Source organism: Fibrobacter succinogenes, assembly GCF_902779965.1.
Lineage (GTDB): Bacteria > Fibrobacterota > Fibrobacteria > Fibrobacterales > Fibrobacteraceae > Fibrobacter > Fibrobacter succinogenes_F.
In genome coordinates, this window is sequence record NZ_CACZDK010000041.1 from 1 (window position 1) to 22732 (window position 22732).

21 protein-coding genes are annotated in these 22732 nt (G+C 44.1%); 10 read left to right on the plus strand and 11 right to left on the minus strand.

Going from position 1 to position 22732, the window contains the following annotated elements; translation table 11 throughout:
- From HUF13_RS15045 to HUF13_RS15080, 8 genes are all read left to right on the plus strand, one after another.
- The coding region (locus tag HUF13_RS15045; RefSeq protein ID WP_173475884.1) for an N-6 DNA methylase at positions 1-324 on the plus strand (324 nt) is incomplete at its 5' end.
- 255 nt (positions 325-579) lie between these two features.
- On the plus strand, positions 580-912 hold the full coding sequence (locus HUF13_RS15050; RefSeq protein WP_173475885.1) for a hypothetical protein: 333 nt from the start codon (positions 580-582) through the stop codon (positions 910-912).
- Between the two features lie 63 nt (positions 913-975).
- Entirely contained in the window at positions 976-2184 is a 1209-nt protein-coding gene (locus tag HUF13_RS15055) for a restriction endonuclease subunit S (protein WP_173475886.1), read from the plus strand.
- 42 nt (positions 2185-2226) lie between these two features.
- Positions 2227-2937 carry a hypothetical protein gene (locus HUF13_RS15060; RefSeq protein WP_173475887.1) on the plus strand — a complete coding sequence of 237 codons (711 nt, stop codon included), beginning with the start codon at positions 2227-2229 and terminating at the stop codon, positions 2935-2937.
- A complete protein-coding gene (locus HUF13_RS15065) occupies positions 2937-3548 on the plus strand; it encodes a hypothetical protein (RefSeq protein WP_173475888.1) in 612 nt (203 codons plus the stop codon). The genes HUF13_RS15060 and HUF13_RS15065 overlap by 1 nt, the downstream gene beginning before the upstream one ends.
- Before the next feature lie 57 nt (positions 3549-3605).
- A complete protein-coding gene (locus HUF13_RS15070; protein WP_173475889.1) occupies positions 3606-4592 on the plus strand; it encodes a hypothetical protein in 987 nt (328 codons plus the stop codon).
- 9 nt (positions 4593-4601) lie between these two features.
- Positions 4602-6068, plus strand: a complete 1467-nt coding sequence (locus tag HUF13_RS15075; RefSeq protein ID WP_173475890.1) for a putative phage abortive infection protein — start codon at positions 4602-4604, stop codon at positions 6066-6068.
- 162 nt (positions 6069-6230) lie between these two features.
- Positions 6231-6503 (plus strand): hypothetical protein, encoded by a 273-nt coding sequence (locus tag HUF13_RS15080; protein ID WP_304039256.1) that lies wholly within the window; start codon positions 6231-6233, stop codon positions 6501-6503.
- Positions 6504-6675: 172 nt separating this feature from the next.
- Here HUF13_RS15080 and HUF13_RS15085 read toward each other — a convergent pair whose 3' ends face one another.
- The 3 genes from HUF13_RS15085 to HUF13_RS15095 form a co-directional block, all read right to left on the minus strand.
- Positions 6676-7404 carry an RloB family protein gene (locus HUF13_RS15085; protein WP_173475891.1) on the minus strand — a complete coding sequence of 243 codons (729 nt, stop codon included), beginning with the start codon at positions 7402-7404 and terminating at the stop codon, positions 6676-6678.
- A 1-nt stretch (position 7405) separates the two neighbouring features.
- Positions 7406-8674, minus strand: coding sequence for an ATP/GTP-binding protein (locus HUF13_RS15090; protein WP_173475892.1), 1269 nt, complete (start codon positions 8672-8674; stop codon positions 7406-7408).
- A gap of 515 nt (positions 8675-9189) precedes the next feature.
- On the minus strand, positions 9190-10221 hold the full coding sequence (locus tag HUF13_RS15095) for a Fic family protein (protein ID WP_173475893.1): 1032 nt from the start codon (positions 10219-10221) through the stop codon (positions 9190-9192).
- A gap of 388 nt (positions 10222-10609) precedes the next feature.
- Between HUF13_RS15095 and HUF13_RS15100 the strand changes: the two genes are divergently transcribed.
- A complete protein-coding gene (locus tag HUF13_RS15100) occupies positions 10610-11452 on the plus strand; it encodes a 50S ribosomal protein L11 methyltransferase (RefSeq protein ID WP_173475894.1) in 843 nt (280 codons plus the stop codon).
- A gap of 43 nt (positions 11453-11495) precedes the next feature.
- Here the strand turns inward: HUF13_RS15100 and HUF13_RS15105 are convergent, their stop codons facing one another.
- The 7 genes from HUF13_RS15105 to HUF13_RS15135 all read right to left on the minus strand — a co-directional run bounded on the left by HUF13_RS15105 (position 11496) and on the right by HUF13_RS15135 (position 19585).
- Complete coding sequence (locus HUF13_RS15105; RefSeq protein WP_173475895.1) at positions 11496-12011, minus strand: hypothetical protein; 516 nt, start codon at positions 12009-12011, stop codon at positions 11496-11498.
- Positions 12008-13063, minus strand: a complete 1056-nt coding sequence (locus HUF13_RS15110) for an ImmA/IrrE family metallo-endopeptidase (protein ID WP_173475896.1) — start codon at positions 13061-13063, stop codon at positions 12008-12010. Before HUF13_RS15110 ends, HUF13_RS15105 begins: the two co-directional genes overlap by 4 nt.
- Positions 13064-13219: 156 nt before the next feature.
- Positions 13220-15619, minus strand: a complete 2400-nt coding sequence (locus HUF13_RS15115) for a YgiQ family radical SAM protein (protein WP_304039258.1) — start codon at positions 15617-15619, stop codon at positions 13220-13222.
- A gap of 75 nt (positions 15620-15694) precedes the next feature.
- Positions 15695-16726: a fibrobacter succinogenes major paralogous domain-containing protein gene (locus HUF13_RS15120; protein WP_173475897.1), complete on the minus strand. Its 1032-nt coding sequence runs from the start codon at positions 16724-16726 to the stop codon at positions 15695-15697.
- A 49-nt stretch (positions 16727-16775) separates the two neighbouring features.
- Entirely contained in the window at positions 16776-17453 is a 678-nt protein-coding gene (locus tag HUF13_RS15125) for an epoxyqueuosine reductase QueH (protein WP_173475898.1), read from the minus strand.
- A gap of 144 nt (positions 17454-17597) precedes the next feature.
- Positions 17598-17984 (minus strand): hypothetical protein, encoded by a 387-nt coding sequence (locus HUF13_RS15130; RefSeq protein ID WP_173475899.1) that lies wholly within the window; start codon positions 17982-17984, stop codon positions 17598-17600.
- Between the two features lie 179 nt (positions 17985-18163).
- Positions 18164-19585 (minus strand): hypothetical protein, encoded by a 1422-nt coding sequence (locus HUF13_RS15135; RefSeq protein WP_173475900.1) that lies wholly within the window; start codon positions 19583-19585, stop codon positions 18164-18166.
- 120 nt (positions 19586-19705) lie between these two features.
- Between HUF13_RS15135 and rsmG the strand changes: the two genes are divergently transcribed.
- Positions 19706-20470 carry a 16S rRNA (guanine(527)-N(7))-methyltransferase RsmG gene (rsmG, locus tag HUF13_RS15140; protein ID WP_304039260.1) on the plus strand — a complete coding sequence of 255 codons (765 nt, stop codon included), beginning with the start codon at positions 19706-19708 and terminating at the stop codon, positions 20468-20470.
- Between the two features lie 117 nt (positions 20471-20587).
- Here rsmG and HUF13_RS15145 read toward each other — a convergent pair whose 3' ends face one another.
- Positions 20588-22714 carry a PorV/PorQ family protein gene (locus HUF13_RS15145; protein ID WP_304039262.1) on the minus strand — a complete coding sequence of 709 codons (2127 nt, stop codon included), beginning with the start codon at positions 22712-22714 and terminating at the stop codon, positions 20588-20590.
- Between the last annotated feature and the right edge of the window lie 18 nt (positions 22715-22732).

A 22732-nucleotide genomic window follows, 5' to 3' on the forward strand; every position in this document is an offset into this window, starting at 1 on the left:
GGCAAGGAATACAAGGACGCGAACGGCCTCAAGAAAGTCCGCCTCGAAGACGACGAAATCGAGAAAATCGTGACCACCTTCCGCAAGGCCAAAGCCGTCGAAGACTTCAGCGTAGTCGTGACCTACGGCGAAGTCAAGGAAAAAGGCTACAGCCTGAGCGCCGGCCAGTATTTCGACATCAAGATAGACTACGTGGATATCACCGCCGACGAATTCAATGCCCAGATGAAAGCCGACACCGAAGAACTCACCGCCATGTTCGCCGAAAGCCACAAACTCGAAAAGGAAATACAGAAACAGTTGAGCAACTTGAAATTCAATTAGGTCTGCGTCATCTTGAGCGTGGTTACCGGATAAGGTTCCTGAGCTTGCCGAAGGGTCGAATGTAAAGGATCTAGGAAAGGTTTAGTAAAGATGGGAATGAAATTGAAAGGATATACAAAGGGGGAAGTCTCCCCCTCGCTCGCACTCCGTTGCTCGCTACCCCTTCTAGCGGGGACACCCCGCAACGCCCCGATAAAGCCACACGGATTCGATTTTCCTAACGGAAAATCTTTATAAGAAAAAAGGAATAAGGAAATGTTGGATTGGATAAATCAAAATTCTGGTTTGTTTTCACTTTTGGCTGTCGTCGCATCCGTCATTGTCCCTATAGCTATATTCAAAAAACAACGCAAATACGATGAGGCCGCTGAAAGTAGGAGTGTAGTAAGGGAACGGGATGCAGAACGAAGGCAGATAGAAAGAGATAATCAGGCAAAACAAGAGCAAGAAAGAAAAGAACGAAAAAGATTTCAAGATAGAAAGGATGCAAGAAGAGAAGCGAATGCTTCTCCTTTAGCACGACTTGCTGGAGCTTCTGAAGAACTAGAAGAAGATATTTATTTGGATAAGCAATTAGGTAAAAGATGACTTTGGTGCGTCATTGCGAGGAACGATAGAGACGAAGCAATCTATGTGAAGGTTTGAAAAAGAATGATAGCAACAGAATACTGCAAGAAAGTTTTTGATGGAACACATGATTCTCCAAAGCCAGTGGAGGACGGCAGACTTCTTATTACATCAAAACACATCGCAAATAGAAGTTTGGATATTTCCTCGGCCTATTTAATTTCTGAGGAAGATTTTGAAAATGTGAATAAACGCAGCCAAGTTCATCAGTGGGATATTCTATTTTCAATGATTGGAACTGTGGGCAATGTTTATATTGAGACTTCGGAAAAGATTGATTACGCTATCAAGAATATGGGTGTTTTTTCTTGTCAAAACAAGGAAAAAGCATATTGGTTGTATTATTATCTGCAGTCTCCTTTGGTTCAAGCAAAAATTGATGCTTTAATGGCTGGGGCTGTGCAGAAATTTGTGCCACTCGGATTTTTGCGTGATTTAGATATTCCAGAATACACAGAAAATTCTAAGAAAGTTGTTCAAGTCCTTTCCGCATTGGACGACAAAATCGCCCTAAACAAAAAGATGAACCAGAAACTCGAAGCAATGGCAAAACGCCTATATGACTACTGGTTCGTCCAATTCGATTTCCCCGACAAAAATGGCCGCCCCTACAAAACCACCGGCGGCCCCATGACCTACAACCCCGCCCTCAAACGCGAAATCCCTGCTGGCTGGGAAGTGAAAACTTTGGCAGACATTGCGGATTATGTCAAAACAACGACCAAATTTGATAAAGCGTTTAATTACGTATCAACAGATAATATGTTGCCTCAAAAACAAGGCTTAAGCGGTGAAAACTTAAAACCTGCATCTGGAAATGTCTTGTGCTACAAAAAAGACGATATCCTGATATCAAACATTCGTCCGTATTTCAAGAAAATATGGTATGCAGACCAAAGTGGAACATGCTCTACAGATGTCCTTTGTATTCGTTCTCTAAATTCGGATAATTCATATTTTGTCTATAAGACCTTATGGCAAGATGATTTCTTTGACTATGTAATGCAGGGTGCAAAAGGCAGTAAAATGCCTCGTGGCGACAAAACGAGAATCATGAATTACCCTATTTGCATTGCGAAAGAAAATTTTGAAGATCTGATAAAAAAGTTTAGTGCTTTGGTTGTCCCGATGCAAGCTGTGATTCAGAAAAATACCAAGGAAATCTCTCGCCTCACAAAACTACGAGATAAACTCCTCCCGCTCCTAATGAACGGCCAAGTAACGGTTGGGTGATTTTTTTTAAGATTATTTAGAAATACAAAAAAAGGAATAAATATGGCTTCTTTTCAAGAAAATATTGATAAATCCTCTGTTTTAAATCGTAAAATGATTGTTGAATTACGGTTTAAACCAATTCCAACATTCCTTGACAAAAAAGGAAAAATTTTATCAGAAATGGAGGGCTTTATTCCCAATGGATTTTGGTCTTTTGGTGAACTTGCAGTGAAAATTTCTGACAATAATGTTGAAAATCTTGTAAGAACATCTCTCGCTGTTGAGATTAATAGGTTTGCGTATGTATCCACCAAGATTGATTCTATTCAGAAATATGTAGATGATATTGATTCAATGTACAAAGCTTTAGTGCAGGTTTTTCCTAATATTGAAATTGCGCGAATTGGTTGTAGAATTCAGGGTACATATAAAACTGCATCTCGTAAATTTGATGATGTTGTTGAAAAATTTAAGAATCATTTTCCTAATGATCTATTCTTTGATGGCTATCAATTAAAAGATTTAAGATTGGAAATTAGACACGGGCAAGGCATGTATATATTGGGCCCAGTAAATGCAAATGATTCATTTTTAGAACGAAATTTTAATTATGAAGGTCGAAATAATGGCGTTGGTATTGGTCTAGATACAGATAATTTTTTGGTGGAAACCAGTCTTAATGAATTGAATTCCATTGAAAAAATTCATGATGTTGTTAGAGCGTCATTATCTGTTGAAAAGTCTCTGGTTGATAATTTTGGTGCATTATAATGAGTAAAAAGAAAAAAAGGAAATCTGTGTCTAAAGTACAGCCTCCTGTACGGCAAGAAAATTTTGCAAATCCGTATGATTTAAAGTCTAATTTAAATAGAATAAATCAAAATGTAAGATATAATTTCAAACTTGAATATGGCGAAAGTTCTGTGGGACAGCAAATGCGACAACTCCCAAATACTGCAGTTGGTCCAAATGTTGATCCAAATGAAAAATCACAGTTTGATTCTGTCTTGCAAAATTTTCGTATGGAAATGGGGAAGAATTCTTCTGATTTGAAATTAGAAGTTTCAAACAACATAAACTCATCAATGCAACAATTTCGTGGAGAAATAGAAGGTAAGATAGATAAGAAACTTTCTAATAGTACATTTGGGATTGTCGTTAGTTTGGCTGGTGCTGTAATACTTTTTATTGCGACATATTTATTTGTGTATGTTAGATCTGATATAGGTGAACTTGAAAAAAAAGAAGTCGCTGTTGAAAAGGATGTTGAAAAGATTGAATCACAAAATATTGTATTTGAAAAACGTTTGGATAAGGTTGATTCTTTGAGTTCTGAACGTGTTTTTGAAGAACGATATAAAAAAAACAAAAAAATGCATTAATTAAAAAATGCTAAAATGTAGTTATTTTTATGACAGAATTAACAAAGAGGAATGTTTATGAATAATATGGCAATGACAAATTTGAATAATGCTAATACGATTGTTTTTATGCAATTGAAAAATATAGTGGAAAGTCAACAACGCTTTTCTATGTATAATTCGCAAGTTAATCCGAATTTTTTTGGAGATTGGATTTATCCGTTGATTATTTCAGAAAATGTTTCTGGAGGGCTTTTAAGGAGAATAATAGAATATATTGATGACGAACAAGTCTATCAAAAAAATCAAAATTTAAATGAGGATGATTATCATACTCATTTAGCCTTTGTTTATTTGACGCTACGAAATTATTCTGATGCTGTAAAAGAACTTGAATTGATAAAAAAAGAAAACTTTGGAACCTTAATACAAAAATGGAAATCATTCTCCGCCTTGCTGCAGAAGGCTGAAGATAATTATAAACCATTAAATTTATTAAATGCTGAGGCGTCATATCCTTCAGAAAGAGAAACATACGAATGTCGGAAGGCTGTTTTGCTAGCAACATATGAAAAAGAATTTGTTTGTGTCCGTGTGCGATGGCAGAGTGTGGTTCGTTTTTGGGATGATATTCCTGCTTCTAAGATTGCTTTTTCTGAATGTTGTAGTACGATAGAATTTACATGTACTTTTTTTGAACGTTGTTTGGTTGATGTTGCGTCAAGTAAAAAAGGTTATAATAATCAGAAAATGATAGGGCCTCTAATAGAATTTCTTGAAGGGGCTGGTTCTTTAGATCCTGTGGGAAAAAGTGAGATGAAATTAATATCCGATATTAAACGTGCGGAAGATTTAAGGAATTATCTGAATGAATTAATTGAAAAAATCAAAAGCTTTGACACGTATGAAAAATATGCTTCTGCTTTGCTTTATTTATGTCATAAAATTAGAAACTGTTGTTCGCATAAAATGGATTTAGAAGATCGTTTATTTGAAAATAAGGAAGAATTTAAGAAATATATAAAAATTCTTTTTGAAGGAATACTTTTGCTTACTGCAATTTGATGGTGTATTATGTCTAAAAAAATGGTAATTTTTTTGATTTTTCTCTCCTTGATTATGTGGGTTTTGCCTTACTTTTTGTATGGTGGGGATGACGGTTATGTTTTCTTCTATAGAAAAGTAAAACTAGAACAACCAAATAACTATCCAAACTATTATATCAGCCTGTTATGCCCTTTAGCTACGTTTTTTGGAGCGCTGGGTACGTTTTTGGCTTTTTTTGTTCAGTATAAGGCAAACCTCAATTTACAAGAAAAAGATGAAAAACAACAAAAGCAAATTGAAGCAGAGCAACAAAATAAAATGCGAGAAGACGTTGTATCGCGATTTTATGAACTGTTGAAACTTCACAAAAATAATGTTGATACGTTTTCGTGGAATGAATGTGTTGATGATTATAAGGTAAGTCTCGATTCTGAAGGAAGAGGACCTGAAAATGGAATCTTTGTTGAAAAACGAGGAAACCAAATATTCAATTATTTGCTTATAGAATTTGATTTGATATACCTCCTTTTGAAACACGAAAAAGGTCTTGGAAAAGATCTTGTAAATAAGGCATATGATTGTTTCTATAAATCAGTGAAAAATGATAATTTAAACGTTTTGTTAAAAAGTATTTCAGATTTTTTGAAATTTTCTGTGACGGAGGCAAATTTTATTGAGTCATGTAAAAGTGCGATTGAAAATTTAGATTCTGATTTGGAAGAGGTTTTAAAAAGGATTTTTAAAAAAAGAGGATATTTTATAAATAAAAAATTAGGTGATGGATATATTGAAACTATGAATCATTATTATCGTCATTTATACATGGTTGTGAAATATGTTGTAAACAGTGATTTGACATATTCACACAAGAGAGAACTGTTACGTGTTTTAAGAGCTCAAATGACACGACAAGAACAAGCGATGCTTTTTTATAATTGGGTTTCAGGATGCGGAAGTCAATGGGAAGAACCTAATGAGAAAGGAAATCATTTTTTTTCCGATTATAGAATGATTCATAATCTTGTGCCATGGGATTTGATTTTTGTTAGGGATTTCTGTCTTGATGTCAGAATAAGAAATGAATTGAATTTGAAGTATGATGGAAAAGAAAAATTGGATGAAATTAAATTTGTTGCGTCGTTTGTGGAGGCTTTAAAGACAAAAATCCATCAAATAAATTCAAAAAAATGGAAGTATGAAAAGGAAAATGATAAATTATTTGAATTTGAGGATTGGTACGATGAAGAAAGAACTCAATTTGGAGAATCCTTATACGATATGAGAGTTGAAAAAAAATATTATAAATTTTATAATAGAAAGGGAAAAAAGTTTTTAATGGTTGAAAAAAATAGTGTTGCTGACATTGTGGATAAAATATATCGCGAAAAATTTGATGTTAAGTCTGTAGAGATTATTGATGGCACTTCCATAAACGATGAAATGATTGATAATATAAAGAGAGATGGTTATGTCATTCGTAATTGTAATGGGTAACATTTTTTTTAGAAATGTTTTTTCTGTGTCAGCTACCCATTTTTGTAAGTTTCCTCATAATAAAGAAATTGGAAGGTTGCTATTGAGGGGTGGGGATGATTTTTTTTTCAAAAAATGCAATTTTGTCAGTTTATGGGGAAGCTTACAGTATCTGGTACCAAGTTGGATAGAAAACAAATTGCTGCGGTTCTGATAAATTCAGAAAACGATTATTCCAATGAGCCCGAATGGCAAAAAGAACAGTACTTGCTTTCTCAAAAGAACTACGCCAATTTCTTGGAATACGACAGCTGGCTGGACTGTTTTGAAATTAAAGAACTCAAAGTCCGCAAGATCGTTGTAAGAAAAGCCGAAAAGAAAGGCCGCCTGAACACTTACGACTTGTGCATCATGATGCAGAAATTGAAAGATTCAGAGTTCATTGATGAACCCTGAAGAAAGTGCATGGGATAAATTCTTTCGAAGTGCCGGAAGTATAGCCTGAAAGCTTCATGGTAAAAAATTAGATTCGAATTGTTCGGAATTTCCAAACAGCTGAGAGGTGGTAAAAAGACGATTTTGTGCAGTTGGCAACTGCACAATTAGGCTTATTACCGATTTTGTAATTTTAGTTCTTTTCTTCTTCCCGAACATTCTCTGCCGTCAGTTCCGGATTTCTCAATTCAAATATAAGTTCATCAACGTGTGTGCAAGGATTTTGCGAACTTGGTGCATTTGTTGAATCTTTGAAATTATTCCTAAGGGCCTCGGCTCTTGTAAATGCGTCAGCTTCATTGCCGAGTTTTGTTATGTGCTCGTAAATTTGGGAATCGCCTTTGGAGTAGTCGTAGAGAGCGTTCGGGTCTTTTTTGTGCAATTCGTTACGGATAGCGTCTTCTAGCAAGTCGCAAAGATCTTTGCGACTCGTGTGTTTAGAAACTTCTTTGAAATGCAGTAGCAGCCAAAGTTCAAAACTTTCGTTTGACCACGCGCAATTGATTTTGTGTTCTGCGGCTTGTTGGATGGCTTCGTCAAAATCGGGGAATTCATCCCGGTCAAATACGACCCAGACGCGGTCGTATTCTTGGTGGTTATATTCTATCTGGCGATGAACTTTGTTGACAAGGGCTGTTGTCGATTTCCCTTTGCCTTGTACAGTAATATTTATGTTGAAACGGTTCGTTTTGTCGAGTTCCGCTTTGAGTGCGTTGAAATAATTCGGCTCAGTCTGCGTGCCTTCAGTTGCAATCAAAAAAGTGAGCTTTACGAATCGCTCTTTGGTTTGCGATTCTTGCTCAATTCGTTTGGCGTGTAGTTCTTCTTCCTGTGCAATTTCTTCTAACGAGAGTTTTTTCATTTTAACTCCTTAAGAATGGAATTGCGCCGTATCTGCCGTTGATATAGTCTTTTTCGTAAACTCTATCTTGTCTTATCTTTTCTCCATTTTGTTCCTTGATCTCGCTAAGCGGATAAATGTCGGTTGATTCGTCTTCGCGGTTCTTTTCTGCAAACCAAATTTGGTCTCTGCGGAAAATTTTGTTGCTGAGCAAGTTTGTGTCGTGTGTCGCGAATATCAGTTGGGCCTTGTTCGGGTTTGTTTCGGGAGAATTAAATATTTCAATGATTTTCTTGGTGAGTAGGGGGTGGAGCTTGGCGTCAAATTCATCAATAACGATTATTCCGCCCTTTTCAAGCGTGTCTATAATCGGTCCTGACATATTGATGATTTTTTTCGTTCCTTCTGATTCCATTTCATCGTTAGAAAAGAAGGCTTCGCTTGGTTGCCCATCTTTTTTTCGAACAATATGCCCTGTTTCGAGTGTTGGAAATTTCAAAGCATTGTTTAGTTCGTCTGGAATGAATTTTAATAAAGCTTCTATTCCTGTAATATTGTCGCTAGCGTACTTTTTTAATCCCGTTTCGGCTTCTCTGATGCTAGAAAATCCTAAATCCATTCCTTTAAGAAAATCTGTTGCTTTTTTCGATTTTTCGTTGTTTGCGAACAAATATTTTATTGAGAAATTTTTAAAATCGTCGTCCTTTACGCCGGAAGTGACTCTTAAATCTTCAAACCATCCCATTATAGATTTTGATATTTTCCCATTCAACTGTGCTACAAGAGACAAAAATAAACGGTTTTCGACTGTTGCCTCTTCCTTGCCGTTTCCTTCAGGAAATTCCTTGGTTATACCAATTCCTTCATCATTTCGAACAAAAAGAGGTTTTTCCTTATCGTTTTTGATTGTATACAGCCACTCTCTATTAATTTTTCTTGGACTATATTCAAAGCCATACTTGTAGGTGTCGTCTCCCGATGTGAATACGACTTCGAAAAAAGTCGGTTTTTGCGGATAAAGCTCGTCTAATTTAAAAGGATCGGTTTTCAGTTCTTCTGTTGGGTTTGTCTTAACAGAGGAAAGCAGAATCTTTTTCATCATTCCTATAGCCGAAAGCAAATTGCTTTTGCCGCTGGAATTCGCTCCGTAAATGGCTATAGATGGTAGCAGTTTGAAGTTGTTATCTTCGCGTACGAATTCCTTGAGTTCCTGAATGGAGGTGGCCTTCATGGAAAAGGTCTTGTTCTCTTTAAACGAGCGGAAATTTCCTACGGTGAATGATACAAGCATATTTACTGCCTTTGAATATGTTTTTTTTGAGAGATTTTCTCAAAATTTACATTGTTTTTGTCGAGAAAGCAAGTTTTTGTTATTAAAAAATGAGAAAAAGTATCAAAATTTAATAATTTGAGGGCGTGAACGCCCAAAAACAGTCCTTTTGTACCCGATGTCTTAATGGTTTGAAGACGGTGTACTCGAGAAGGGGATGCCTCTAACCTTTGGAAACGGCGAATCAAGTTTTGCAAGTTGTTTTTACCGCATTTAGCTAATTGCGAACACATGTGTGCGCAATTGGGAACGCATTGCGTTCCCGCTTGAATTGGATGAAGAACAGCCGACTGTAAAGGCGACTGTAAAATTATTAAGGAATTTGTATATCCAACCCACTAAAGAATGGACAGTTCAGCCGAATTTAACTGACCGGACAAGTACCCGGCAAGTAAACTGCGGACGCATGATAACCTTCATTCTGATAATCCAAATATCATGAGCTTATTACTCACGGCAAAGGGCGTCGCTGTTTATCAGGGATGATTGTCGACAAGGCGGTATCGCATGCTGCGGCCGCCTTTTTTATTTGTCTCGAGGATTCCTTTGTCCATGAGGCTTTGTATTTCGCGGAGGGCGGTGTCGTGGCTTGCGTTGAAGAGCGCTGCGGCTTCTTTTGCGGTGAAGGGCTGCGCGAGGCGGCCTGCCATGATTTCGTCGAGGAGCTGCTGTTCGCGGGCGCTGAATGTGTCGTTTGCGTGGGCGCTGCGGAACTGGATGCGGCTGATTTCTGAGGCGAAAAGTTGTTCGCTATCTTTGATGGCGTTTCGCATCATTTGCAGGAACCATAAAATCCATTCGGTGAGGTCGCCGCTTGCGGCTTGCGTGCGTGCGAGAATCTTGAAGTAGTCGCTTTTATGAATGTTAATTTGTTTGTTTAGTGCGTATTGGCAATGCGTCGTGTTCTCGGTACGGGCGAGTTGCATGGCCGTGATGGCGCGGGCGAGTCTGCCGTTGGCATCGGCGAAGGGGCGAATCGTGATGAACCAAAAATGTGCAATTGCGGCTTTAATCACCCCATCTATATTAGCGCTTTCAAACCACGATAAAAAGTTTTCCATTTCGCTTTGGAGACGTTCCGGGTTCGGGCCTACAAAATGGAGTTGCTTTTCGTCGATGGTCGTTTGCACTTCGTTCGGAACTTCGCGAAACTTTAAGACTTTGTTCTGGCCCATCGCGGAATGCCAGTTGAAAAGGCGCTCTTCGGTGAGGGGCTGCGAGGCGTTCTGGATGGCGCCTAGATAGTTCTTGATGTAGTTTTGCGAACCTTTGCTTTTGAGTTCCACTTCGGCGAGGGTGTTCGCGGAGTCCAGCGTGTAGCCGTCGATGGCGTAATTGGCGACGATGTCTTCGGCGAGGAGCTTGGCTTCGATATCCTTCAATCCGCAGATTTGCATAATTCCGATGAGCTTGCCTTCTTCAAGGCGTGTCTGCCCAAGCGCTTGGAGCACCTTGGGAGAATCGAAGTGGAACCGCGTCCAGTCTGGGAATTGGTGGATGTAAAGCATGGTTATTCGACGTTGTTAGTCTAAATATATTCTTTTTTAATCTCTAGCTTTTGAATAGTCACTTTGTTGAATATGCTATGATGTGAAAACATAAAAAGCTAGTTTAAAAGTAAAAACAGCTTCAAAGCGAGAAAAACGTTAATTATTTAGAATTGATAGATATTCGTGTTGAGAATGGGAGCGTCGGCCAAGGTATTGTCTTCGCAGTAGCGTGCAAAACGAGAGTCGCGGGCGACTGCTTGCAGGCGCACATGACCGAGTGAAGCCGCTGACGCCGTAGGCGTCAACTCCGAGCTGGGGCCCCGCCCGCATGAAGATCTTTCTTGAATTATGGTTATAAAAATTCGATAGCTAGGCGGCGAGCCTTTAATTTTCATAAATTTAAGCTATGCAGAAAATTGATACTTGGTACAAGGCTCAGGGCAACTGCCCCGATGAAGAATATGAAATTGCAAGTTACCTGCTTTTCGAGGCGGGTGTTGCAACGCTCGAAGAACTCGATCCGGTGACTGCTGGTCGTACGGAGTTCTGTTTTTATACGGGCGACAAGGCGGAACGTGACCGCATCGTGGCGGAATTTCCGCAGTACAACTTTGTTGTAACTGAAGAGCCTGCGAAGGATTGGGACAAGTGGTGGCGCGACCGTGCGCAGCCTGTGGCTGTGAGCGAGCATCTTTGGGTGCGTCCACCTTGGGTGGAGTTTACGCCGGAAGATCCTGAAGCGGTTGTCTTGGAACTTGAGGCAAAGACTGCATTTGGAACGGGCGAGCACGAGACGACGAGTAGCTGTGCTGCGCTCATGGAAAATATCGATTTTAAGGGCAAGACTGTTCTCGACATTGGAACGGGAACGGGCATCTTGGCGATGTTTGCTCGTCGCAAGGGCGCAAGCCTTGCTGTGGGTACAGAAATCGACCCGCTCACGATTCCCTGCATTGCGGAAAACTTTGAACGCAATGGTTTTGGTGAAAGCGACTGCGTGCTCGGATTCCTGGATGCGTTCAAGGATGGAACGAAGTTCGACGTGATTCTCTGCAACATGATTCGCAGCGAGCTTTGGCCGCTCCGCGACGACATCGAAGATTTGCTCGCCGAAGGCGGTGAACTGATCATCAGCGGTCAGCTCGAAGTCGAAAAGGATTACATCCTCAAGTGGTTTGATGAAGCCGGCTTCAAAGTCTCCGTCGAACGCACCAAAGGCGAATGGTGGAGCGTGCTTGCGCGCTCCTAAATGAGCCGGAAAGGAGACAAACGCATAAGGCGAGCGTTGCGGATTATTTATTTCGCCAAAATTGAATTCTTGATTCGCACTCACCTTTAGGTAAGCGCATATTTAGATTCATAAGAGTTTCTAAATTTTCTGCAGCTTCTTTTGGTGATAAAATGTTGTATTCAATCAAATTGTCGAATAGGTAAAGAACTCCTGAAACTTTAACACCGTCTTTTTGTGCTGCTGAGCGTAACTTACTGTCTCCGGTTAAAAGACGGCCATCAACTTTTTTGGCGTAATACCATACAGAACAATCTGCGATTGAAGCGTTATTTGTACAGCTCGTGTGTAACGAAATCACTTGGCTAAAATCAGCAGCGTTAAAAGATACTACACCTAATTTATTTGAATTGATAAATTTTTGGACTATCTTCAGCTGTTCTGGTCGAGTGATTTCGCTGATGACTAAATCTGTTGTGCATATTTCGCAGGGCAAGGCAAAAAACGCTTCCAGTAGGCTTACTGAAAGTAAGTCAAAGATGATGTTTGCGTCGCTTATGACAATGCGTTCTTTTATCATACCAAGGCAAGATCTCTACGAACTTGTTCAATGTCTTGATGCAAAAGGTTTGCAGCCTTGGATGTAGTAATAAGTTCTTTGCTCAGAGCCTTGTAAACTAGGCTAACGAAACGGGTTGACGTTTCTTGGTGAAATAAGGTTCTTTCGATAAGAGCCTTGAATCCTTTTGCTCGGTTTTTCTGGATGCAGAAGGTGCGGAATCGTTGTTCCGAAATGATGCCGCAATCTTTTGCTTTGTACATGATGGCGTCACAAGAAATTCCGTAAGAAAGTTGAATCGCTTTCAGCTCCTGATATGAAATGTCTTTTCGAGTGCTCCCGAGAATTCGTTTGAGTTCTGATTCGGGAAGCAACATTTCGCTAGCAAACAGGTGACAGAAAGTTTCTTCTTGCTTATTGTTGATGTTTTTAGGGAATTGCAGAACCAAATGTCCAAGTTCATGTAGCGCTGTAAAGCGTTTTCTTTCGACGGAAAAAGTTTTGTTTAGAATGACTACATGGAATTTTTCATTGACTAGAGAACTCATGCCATCGAATGAATCTGGTGCATCAATTTCGATAACTTTTACTCCGTTTCGTTCGAGCAAGTCAATAACATTCACGATGCCGTCTAGACCAAGGTTCCATTCTTTGCGGATTTTAGCTGCTGCTGCCTTGACTTCTTTGGACGAAGATGCGCTTATGCGGGGAAGGGGCGATTGTATCGTTTCATCGCCGCAGATTTCTTCGATGTTGATATAACGTTCCATAAGGTCCGCAATGGCTTCGCGGATGCCGTTCTCTTTTTTTTGCGGGAGAGAACTTTTTTTGCGGAATCGAACAGATTCGACCTGTACGGCAAAGGGCCTAAAGAAATAATCAATAGGCTGGTGAAGTGCTTTTGACAATGCGATGACGATATCGCTGCTTGGAGCCATCAAACCTTTTTCGTATTTGGAAATGGTCATCTTTGAGACTTTGTTTCCCATAGACGCGCAGAGTTCATCCATAGAAAGCCCCATCATGATGCGGGCATTTTTAAGCCTTGATGAAAAAATAGAAAGTTCCGCCATACTTTCCTCCGTTGTTTACAAATATATATAAATAGTTGTAATTTGTAAACTAAGCGTTTTTTTTGTCAATGGCGTTCCATAAATTGCTGATGCTAAAGATCCTCGCCTTCGCGAGGATGACGAATGAAAAAACACTAGCCATTAGCCACTGCTTACTTACTTCTTAAACGTCGGTTTCTTGAAACCTTTACCGTGTGAGCGGCGGCTGGCGAGGTTTATCTCGCCGCTGTTGAAACGGTTCTTGTCTTCGACATTGCGGTGTTCGCGGAACGGCGCATTTTGCTGGTTCCCGCGGCGATCCCCATTGCGGTCGAAATCGCGGCGGTCTTCGAAAACATTGCCACGGCGGTCGTCAAATCGGCGCTCACTGTGGAATCCGCGACGTTCTTGGCGTTCTCCCTCGCGTTCAAAGCGGTCGCGATTCTCGTTTCGCCAGTTCTCGCGACCTTCTTCATTACGTTCAAAGCGGTTTCCGCGACTTTCACTAAAGCGTTCTTCGCGGAACTGGAATTCGCGTGGTTCCCTTTGCGATTCCCCACGATTCTCGCCAAAGCGGCCTCCGCGGCCTTCGTTGAAGCTACGACCTTCGTACCCTTCGTCGCGCCAGCGATTCTTGACTTTCTCTTTTTTCGGGCGTAATGCGTTCGTGCGTTCGTCGCGCTTTTGCATTTCGCGATTGCGGAAGTCTTCGTTCTGTTCGCGTTCCTTGCTTGGGAAGTATTCCTTGCCCTCGGCCATTGCAGTACGGCTCAGCAGCAAGCGACTGACCTTACCCATCTTGAGTCGTTCCAGAACTTCGCGCAAGTGCGGGCGGTTCGCCGGAATGTACCAGAAGAAGAATTGCTTTTGGTTTGCCTTTTCTTCGGGCGTTTTGGCGACAAAGAGAGGCTTTCCATCCGGCGTCATTTCGGCGTAGAACATCTCGGTGGCAATGGTCATCGGCGTTGGCGTAAAGTCTTGCACTTGTTCCAACTGGAAACCCAATTGCTTTGTTTCGAGCGCAAGTTCTGCCATGTCGGCTTCGGTGCATCCCGGATGGCTACTGATAAAGTACGGAATCAGCTGCTGCTTTTTGCCGATGCGTTTGCATTCGTCGTCAAAGAATTCTTTGAACTTGTGGAACAGCGTAAAGCTCGGCTTGCGCATCAGTTTCAGCACGGCGTCGCTTGTGTGTTCGGGTGCAACTTTCAAGCGTCCACTCACATGGTAGTCGATGAGTTCGCGGGCGTATTCCTCGTGGTCCTTGCGGAGTTCTTCGTCATTTGTCTCTTGTAAGAGCATGTCGTAACGCACGCCGCTTCCGATGAACAGGTGCTTCACTTTCGGATGGTTGCGCACTTCGCGATAAAGGCTCAAGATTTCGGCGTGGTGCGTGTCCATGTTGTCGCAAATATTGGGCGTAAGGCAGCTTGCTCGGGCGCATTTTTGACAACGGCTGGGGTCGCGGCCACGCATGTTGTACATGTTCGCGCTGGGGCCGCCGAGATCTGTGATCGTTCCGGCAAAGCCTTCCATATTCGTCACGATTTCGACTTCGCGCAGAATGCTTTCGCGGCTACGGCTTGCGATGAACTTGCCCTGGTGCGCATTGATGGCGCAGAAACTGCAACCGCCAAAACAGCCGCGGTGTGTGTTGATGCTGAACTTGATCATGTCAAACGCCGGAATGTTGCCGCGTTTCTTGTAGCGCGGGTGCGGCTCACGGGCGTAGGGGTATTCAAAACTTTCGTCCAGTTCGCCGTATTCCATCGGTGGGTAAGCGGGGTTTATGACCACGGTCTGTTCCGCGACATCTTGCAGAATGCGGTGCTGGAACCACTTGTTGCATTCGATATCGACTCGGCGGCAGTTCTCGATTTGGTTCCTCTTGCTTTCCAGACATTCTTCGTAGCTGTACAGTCGCAAGTCTTCCCACTTGCTGTTCTTCGGGACGTTCCCCTTGGGTGCCAAGTAGGCGGTTTGCGGAACGGAATTCAGACTCGAAAACGGAACGCCTTTTTTGAGCAAACGAACAATTTCTTTCAGCGGTTTTTCGCCCATACCGTAAACGAGAATATCGGCCTGCGTATCGAACAGAATGCTCGGCTTGAGTTTGTTGCTCCAGTAGTCGTAATGCGTCACGCGGCGCAAGCTCGATTCGAGTCCGCCAATGAGGAGCGGCACATCGGGGTAGAGCTTCTTCAAAATCTTGGCGTACGTGTATGTCGCGTAATCCGGGCGGAATCCGGCCTTGTTCCCCGGCGTAAAGGCATCGTCGCTGCGGAGGCGCTTGGCGGCAGTGTAGTGGTTCACCATGGAATCCATGCCGCTCGAAATCGCAAAGAAAAGTCGCGGCTTGCCAAGCTTCTTAAAATCGCGCAAGTCATCGCGCCAATTCGGCTGCGGCAAAATCGCCACGCGTAAACCTTCATGTTCCAAAAGTCGTCCGACAACCGCATGCCCAAAGCAAGGGTGGTCCACGTAAGCGTCGGCGCTGATGATAATCACGTCAACGTAATCCCAACCGAGTTCGTCCAGGTCTTCTTTGCAAATGGGTAAAAATCGAGGATCGTACATAATGGAACTTTGGGGTTGAAAAGTTTATAAATCTAAAGATAGAAAACGCAAGTGCCGGCGAAATTTATTTTCGTCTTATTCCGCGTTCCCTTTGACGCAACGGACAGAAAGCCCGGAGTTTGGTTTTGTCAATACGAATCTTGTGTAATCTTCGTTATATTCAAATATGACTAGGGTTGCGAGTGATTCATATTGTGTTGTTGAGGCCCACAGGTAGCCCGTTATACCCTTGTTCATGAAGGCCCCTGAATTTACGATCCCTGCGGCAACGACAGAAAATCCGTATTCGTTGGTGTTTTCGAGGCCGTTTCCCCAGCTGTCAATTGCTTTCAGCGATGTTCCTGCGCAACGATATACGGGCGGATTTCCGTCTTTTATCACAATATCGCAAGAGTGCTCTGCGATGAGTTCTTGCCATTCATCTTCGGTGGGTAAATGCCAACCTTCAGGACAAACTTTTTTTGCGGCTTCCCATGTGTAGAGTCTTCCAAATTTTTTGCAGTTTTCTGGTTCGTTGTCGTAACACCAGCTGTTTATTTCGTCGTTCTCATCGCTCTCGATTTTATAGTTCATGTTTTGTGCGGTCCACACATGATTGCTAATGACGATGGTGCGGTAAACCTGGTCATCGCGCTTGTCTAAAAATTCGCCATAAGAAATATCGGGATTCAAGAATTCTGTGGTGATACAGTTGTGCTCGGTGCAATCGTAAAAATAGAGTGTGGCGCTTGACTTGGGGGCGTCGGAACTGGAGCTGCTTTGCGGAGCAGAACTAGAGCTTGGCGGCACGGAGCTAGACGACTTTGCATTTGAAGATGAGGATTTGACCGCGGGTTTAGAGCTGCTCGAAACAGGAGCTTTGCTAGATGACGAGGGTGCTTCACTTGACGAAAATACGATAATTTCGACGTGGTTCGAAAAGTGGATATCTGTTTTTTTGATGCGCGAAAATGAACTAGAACTTTTGCTAGAGGTGCTGTCAGGAGTCTTGATGATTTCGAAGGTGCCGGAGGGATTGTTGTCGCTAAGTGTATCGTCAACGTCGCCGCTACAAGCTGCTACGACGGTGAGTAATGCGGCGAATATGTATCCCCTGATTTTGGTCATTTAATAATTATAATATAATAACGTTTGGCGCATCTCGTATGACGGTTTTCTAAGTTTTGCTGTGTTCAGTCAACTCCGCTTTTGACCGAGCTTCACGTTCCTGCGCTTCTCGCATGGAATACACGCACCCGCAAAAGTTTTGGCGGTAGAGGTTGTAATCGTGCGAAAGTTGGATGGAACGTTTGTAGCCGCCTTTTTTCTTGAAGTCACTGGGCAGTCGCTTGATACCGTAAATATCGCATTGTTCCTGCACCACTTCGTTGAGCACTTGGGCATCTTTCATCGGGCTGATGGTGAGTGTGGTGGTGAAGTAATCGCAGCCCAGTTCTTTCGCGAGTTTTGCTGATTCGGCAAGTCGCAGTTCAAAGCATTTGCGGCAACGCTTGCCACCTTCGGGTTCTTGCTCAAGACCGCGGGCGATGTCGTAAAATTTTTTCGGATCGTAATCGCCTTCGATAAGCGTGACCGGATACTTTGTCTTAAATTCGGCGACAAAACGTTTAATCTCGTTTACGCGGTGTTGGTATTCTTCGGCGGGCGCGATGTTTGGATTGTAATAGAACAAAGTAATTTTGAAATATTGGGAAAGGTATTCGATGGTGTAGCTGCTGCACGGTGCGCAACAGGCATGCAACAAAAGCGTCGGCACTTCGCCAGTTTTTTCGAGCCTGCGGATAATGCGGTCGAGATCGACTTGGTAATTGTGTTTCGGTGCTGTCATTTCCATGTCTCTATCGCCTTTCGTCTCTCGTCTTTCGTCTCTCGTTTACTGTATGGTTCCCGTCGCTTCGCTCCAGGATGACCGTGTCTGCGACGCTCGATAATCCTACTGTCTACTTCTAACTTCCTACCGTCTACTTCCTACTTCCCACTAAATCGTTCCTACCGCGACAATCCAAAAGCAAACGGTCGATGCGAATGCGAACGGTCCCATCACATGGCGTTCCTTGGCGCTCAAGCTAAAGAAAACTGTTGCTGTATAGAACGTCAGGTAAATTGCAAAGAAGAAAGCGACAATGCGCGTGATTCCAAACGGAATCAGTTCGGGCAGCACGTGGCCCGCGCTTAAAATTGTAAACAGCGCTACAAATTGCATAATGATCGGCAATACGAATGCTCTGCGAACCTCTTGCGGAACGACCCTGTGGCGGCCGTTCATGGCGTACATGCCAAGTGGGGCCCCAAGTGCAAGCGCGATGTTCAATGCAATGGAAGGCAAAAAAACGATAGAACCGATGATAGCTGCGATATAAAACATAATCTTAAGATAAAAAAAAGGACTCCTTCAGGCAAAGGAGGGAACCTAAAGGAGTCTGAGAGTGTTTGGGTATTATTAATAATACATATCTTCGAGGCTGTAAATTGGAATATTATCGAAAATAGTGGTTACAAAAGTATCCATACCCTTTAAAATAGGGACTTTTGGGATGAAATGTCTCAAAATTTGAGGTTTGTTTGCAGGTGAGCGTAGCTTGGACTGAATGATTTGGTCTTGGTTTTCTTGAAGGCGAAGACGAAATCGCACCCGAACCAGTCGTTGTCTAGCTTGACTTCGTTTTGGAGGGTGATGCTTTTAGCTGGGTTCATTTGGGGGAATGCGATTGTCAGTTTGGCGAGGGCGAGGCTGCTGCGGTAGCTTGCGCCGAGTTCGATTTTGGGTGGCTTTGTGCGGTTGTTTTCGTGGCGGACTTTGGCGCTTGCTTTGAACGCGAGCGTGTTCCAATCAGATTCGACGTTACCGTTCCATTCGGTCGAACTGCAATTGTCGTTTGCTTCAAGGCAGGTGACGCTAAAGCTTGTTCGTAACCGTCCTGGCCCCGTGGTTAGCGCTATTTTGAAGCGGGCGTTCACGGAATCCGAGGCTATTGCGCTTAGCACGCGTGCCTTGGCGGAGAGGATTGTGTTTAGTGCTTCGGGCCATTGGACGTTGACTGTTTGCGATGCCCAGAGGCGGTTTTCGGCAATGCCTTTGCTCAAGTTGAGACCCTGCGGGATGGAGTCGCCGTGGATGTATGCGGTCGTCTTCCACGATAGGTGTTTCTTTTCGCTTTGCAATTGAATCTTGACGAGCGGAAGGTCTTGCCCGAATTGATACCAAGCCGAAATTTGCCCGAGCGTGGTGCGTGCTTGCAACGCGATAGCGCTTGCGTTTGAAAATTTCCAAAATGCGGCCGTCAGTTCGTTTTGACGATTGGGGTGGAACGCCACATGTGTGTGAAATGTTTTGGAGGTATCGATGTGCGCACCAAGATGGAATTTGCCGATGGGAAAACGAAGTGCTGCTCCCCATAATGTGTCGAGTGGTAAATGACTATGAAATTCTAACGTGGAAATTTGTCCGAAATGCGACTCGTAACCGTCTCGCCGGTACGAGAGCAATTCTTGTGAGCCAAGATGCAATTTGAAATAGTAGAATTGGATTTGCAATTCTTCGCGGTGTTTTTTCAAGTGGCCGTCGCCGTTGTATAGTCCTTTCCACGAAATGCGCCCGTGCGGGATGAGTGGTGGTGCGGCTTTGTTTGCCTGTGCCGTTTTGGTGGAGTGCGCGGCATTTGGGGAATGCGCGGATTTCGCTGGTTCGTTTTTTCGTTTCTTGCGGGTTGATTTTGTAGTATTTGGGGCTGTGGTTGCGCAGGGCTCTTGGGCGTAAACTTCGGCGAGTAAACACGCTTCATCGTAGTTTTCTTCTTCGAGTTGCGAAAAAATTTCATCGGCTTCTTCGGGGGTGATTATGCCGTCGTCCCACCATTCGAAAACTTGCGCTGCGTCTAGTGGTGGTGCGGTTGTCGATGATTCCTCAGCGTTGGCTTGTGCTGTCGCGAAAATAATGAGTGCGAAAAGTAAAAGTATTCTGTTCAAAAGAACCTCCCTTATATAAACACCCGCGAGAGAATCTTTTGGACTAGAATTTTTTGAAAAATTTTTGAATCGAAGTGTTGGGTTTGGATGGAATCCTTAAATCTTTCTAAATTTTGGAACATGGCAAATTCATCTTGGTCTAAAAATTCCAAACCCCGTGGTGCGAGTGCGCTTGGCAAGGATTTTATCCCCCACATGAAGGCTCCGCGTACGGAGTTCCCGCTTTTTAACGGCAAGCGCGTGACGCCCTCTCTTGCTGGGCTCGACAAGCTTTTGCATTACTACGGTGTGGAACTTCAGCAGGAGACTTTGAAGCAAATTTGGGAATTCCATCAGCTGCTCCGTGCGAACAATGATGACCAGGATTTAACGCGCCTTAATGCGTTTGAAACGATGGTTGAACGCCATTATGCCGACTGTACGCTCATCAATGCTTACGTGCCCAAGTGGCCTGCTCGCATGATTGATGTTGGCAGTGGTGCCGGTTTCCCCGGAATCCCGCTGAAAATTGTGAACCCGTCGATTCAACTTACTTTGTGCGAACCTCGCCCAAACCGCATCAACTTTCTCAATATGGTCATCGAAAAAATGGGCCTCAAGGGAATCGACGTGTTCGGTCACAAGGTCACGAGTCGCAGCATGACCATTCCTGTTGATGGTGTTATCAGCCGTGCTTTTGAACTCATGGAAAAAACGCTCCCGCGCATTGCAAATTCGCTCAAGGTTGGTGGCCGCGTGTTCTTCATGAAAGGCCCCGCCGTTGCTGACGAACTCAAAACATTCTACCCCGAGGATTTCGGTTACAAGTTTGTCGGGAAGCATTTCTACACGATTCCGAACAGCACGCAAGATCGTGCGCTCATTATTTTAGAACGCGTGGAATAAAGCCCGTGGAATAGGGCGCGTTTTTCCCGTTATCGTATAAAAGGAAATGCCCGCTTTCGCGGGCATGACAAGTTTGCGATTTTTTTTCTGTCTACTTCCTACTGCGCCTCCGGCGCCTTAGAACTTAAACAGCATGCCGAAGCGCATCTGGCCGTCGCGAACGCCGTCTGCTCTGCCTACGTTCTTGATGGTTGCCCAGTCGAACTGCAAAACATCAGAGAGCATCACGCCCACGCCAAAATCCACTTCGTTACGCTTGCCCTTGTAGTCGTATAAGTAACCGAGGCGAAGCGCAATCGTGTTAGAATAAATGAATTCGGTACCGAAGTTGAACACACCTTGGAGGAACGTGTTCGTCTTGCTGTCTTCGGGGTCAAAAAGCGATTTCCAGCAAGCGATGTAGAATGGTTCCGGATTGCCCTTTTCGTCGTCAATCACGACTTCGCGATTGTAGTCGAATGCGACGGTCCACTTGTAGTCGGCCATGCTCAAGATTTCGTAAGAAAGTCCAAGGCGCCAAGTCAATGGAATTGGGTCTTCGATGGTCTTGTCCACGTAGTAAACGCTAGGACCGATGTTCGCGAGGACCAATGCAAAGTTGAGCTTCGGGACAATGAGGTTCTTCTTCAAAATACCGACGTCGAATGCGTAGCCGAACGTAGTGGCTTCTTCTTCGCCAGCACCTGCGCCGGAACTCAAGTCGGAATAGAAGAACTTGATAGAAAGACCAAGGCCCCAGTCGTTCGGGAAGCGCGTACCATAGCTTATGCCGCCGACGATTTCGGAACTGTTATAGGCCACGAGGTCGTCTGCATCCAAGTCGCCCGAAACCACTGTAGAACCGAACGAAACGAAGTTTACGGAAACACCGAGCGTTCCCCAGTCGTTCAGCGGAATGGTCATACCGCCGTAGAGGTGGTAAAGGTCAGGAATGTTGAGGACCGGCAAAAGCTTTTCGTAGAATGCGGTGAGCTGGTAGTCGGCATCCTTATATTGTTCCATGCCGTTCGCCGTGCTGAACCACACGTCGTTACCTTCGGGGAGTACTGCCCAGACTCTATTGGTCGAGAGTCCGTTGCCCTGGTGGTAGTGGGTCCATTCGTCATCGCGCTTGGTGGCTTCGGGATCTTCTTTGGTGCTGCGTTCGAGTTCGGCCTTACGTCCACTTGCGGTAGCGTAATCCGGAAGGTGGCGCCAAACACCGAGGTCCGTTGCAATCCAAATAGCGCCCTTGCGGTCTACAGAAACGTCGTTTACAGTGTTGTTGGCAAACTGCACCTGTTCCCACTTGCGGAGCGTAAAGTGCGAGAGACCGCCCTTGTGGGTTGCCCAGACGTGACCCGAGCTATCAACAGCGAGTGCGGTCGGGTTCAAGTCCATGATGCCGTCTTCCTGGTTGAACAAGCTCCAGCGGTCTTTGTCGTTCGAGCTCTTCTTCGGGGTGAGGCGTGCGACACCTGCGCCGTTGACTGCTACGTAAAGTTCCTTGCGGTTTTCGGACCATACGAGTGCGTTAATCTTTTGGCTTGGGAGGACCTTGCCTTTCTGTTCGAATGCTCCGTTGCGGTAGACGAAGAGACCGTTATCCGTACCAATCCAGAGGGAGGCGCCTTGCTTGGCGAGGGCGGTAATGCGGCGTTCGCCGAGTTCGGTTTCGAAAGACTTCCAGCTCTTGCCGTCAAAGCGGTAGAGACCCTTCGGTGTACCGACCCAGAGTTTTTCGGTGAGGCTTTCGTAAAGAATGGCGGTGATGGTGTCTTTCACAACCAAGTCCCAAGGCATCTTGACTTCGACCACGTGAGATTCGTCGTCGGCTGTCTTCACATCGTTGAATGCCTTCACGACGCGCGTGTATTCGTCGAGTCCGCGTTCGGTGCCGACGAAGGTGCGTACAGCGTCTTTAATCTTTGCGTTGCCTTGCAAGGTAACGGAGTAGTAGTTGACCCACTGTTCGCCGTCGAACTTGAGAATGCCCTTGCTTGTACCGGCCCAGAGTTCGCTCTTGTCGAAGAACCCGTTTTTGCTGCGGGACGCCATGTGCGTAAAGAACGGCGTTTGCTTGGCATCGGCTTTGTAGGAACTGCGCCATTCATCGGCAAGAGGTCCGAATGCAAGGCCGGCCGGGTTGTAATACATGGCGGTTGCGTCATCGGCAAGTGCTGCACCGACTTCGCCCATACCAAGCTGGCGGGCGCCAACGGGCATCTGGAGAGTGATGATTGCCGAACCAGTGGCAAGAGCCATGGCAGGGGCTAAAAGAAT

Bases quoted from the DNA above. Each gene is read 5' to 3' on its own strand.
- HUF13_RS15145 (WP_304039262.1), bottom strand. From the start codon at position 22,714: ATGGCTCTTGCCACTGGTTCGGCAATCATCACTCTCCAGATGCCCGTT.
- HUF13_RS15120 (WP_173475897.1), bottom strand. From the start codon at position 16,726: ATGACCAAAATCAGGGGATACATATTCGCCGCATTACTCACCGTCGTA.
- rsmG (WP_304039260.1), top strand. From the start codon at position 19,706: ATGGCAAATTCATCTTGGTCTAAAAATTCCAAACCCCGTGGTGCGAGT.
- HUF13_RS15085 (WP_173475891.1), bottom strand. From the start codon at position 7,404: ATGAAAAAACTCTCGTTAGAAGAAATTGCACAGGAAGAAGAACTACAC.
- HUF13_RS15070 (WP_173475889.1), top strand. From the start codon at position 3,606: ATGAATAATATGGCAATGACAAATTTGAATAATGCTAATACGATTGTT.
- HUF13_RS15075 (WP_173475890.1), top strand. From the start codon at position 4,602: ATGTCTAAAAAAATGGTAATTTTTTTGATTTTTCTCTCCTTGATTATG.
- HUF13_RS15050 (WP_173475885.1), top strand. From the start codon at position 580: ATGTTGGATTGGATAAATCAAAATTCTGGTTTGTTTTCACTTTTGGCT.
- HUF13_RS15065 (WP_173475888.1), top strand. From the start codon at position 2,937: ATGAGTAAAAAGAAAAAAAGGAAATCTGTGTCTAAAGTACAGCCTCCT.
- HUF13_RS15060 (WP_173475887.1), top strand. From the start codon at position 2,227: ATGGCTTCTTTTCAAGAAAATATTGATAAATCCTCTGTTTTAAATCGT.
- HUF13_RS15105 (WP_173475895.1), bottom strand. From the start codon at position 12,011: ATGATAAAAGAACGCATTGTCATAAGCGACGCAAACATCATCTTTGAC.
- HUF13_RS15055 (WP_173475886.1), top strand. From the start codon at position 976: ATGATAGCAACAGAATACTGCAAGAAAGTTTTTGATGGAACACATGAT.
- HUF13_RS15130 (WP_173475899.1), bottom strand. From the start codon at position 17,984: ATGTTTTATATCGCAGCTATCATCGGTTCTATCGTTTTTTTGCCTTCC.
- HUF13_RS15095 (WP_173475893.1), bottom strand. From the start codon at position 10,221: ATGCTTTACATCCACCAATTCCCAGACTGGACGCGGTTCCACTTCGAT.
- HUF13_RS15110 (WP_173475896.1), bottom strand. From the start codon at position 13,063: ATGGCGGAACTTTCTATTTTTTCATCAAGGCTTAAAAATGCCCGCATC.
- HUF13_RS15125 (WP_173475898.1), bottom strand. From the start codon at position 17,453: ATGGAAATGACAGCACCGAAACACAATTACCAAGTCGATCTCGACCGC.
- HUF13_RS15090 (WP_173475892.1), bottom strand. From the start codon at position 8,674: ATGCTTGTATCATTCACCGTAGGAAATTTCCGCTCGTTTAAAGAGAAC.
- HUF13_RS15115 (WP_304039258.1), bottom strand. From the start codon at position 15,619: ATGTACGATCCTCGATTTTTACCCATTTGCAAAGAAGACCTGGACGAA.
- HUF13_RS15100 (WP_173475894.1), top strand. From the start codon at position 10,610: ATGCAGAAAATTGATACTTGGTACAAGGCTCAGGGCAACTGCCCCGAT.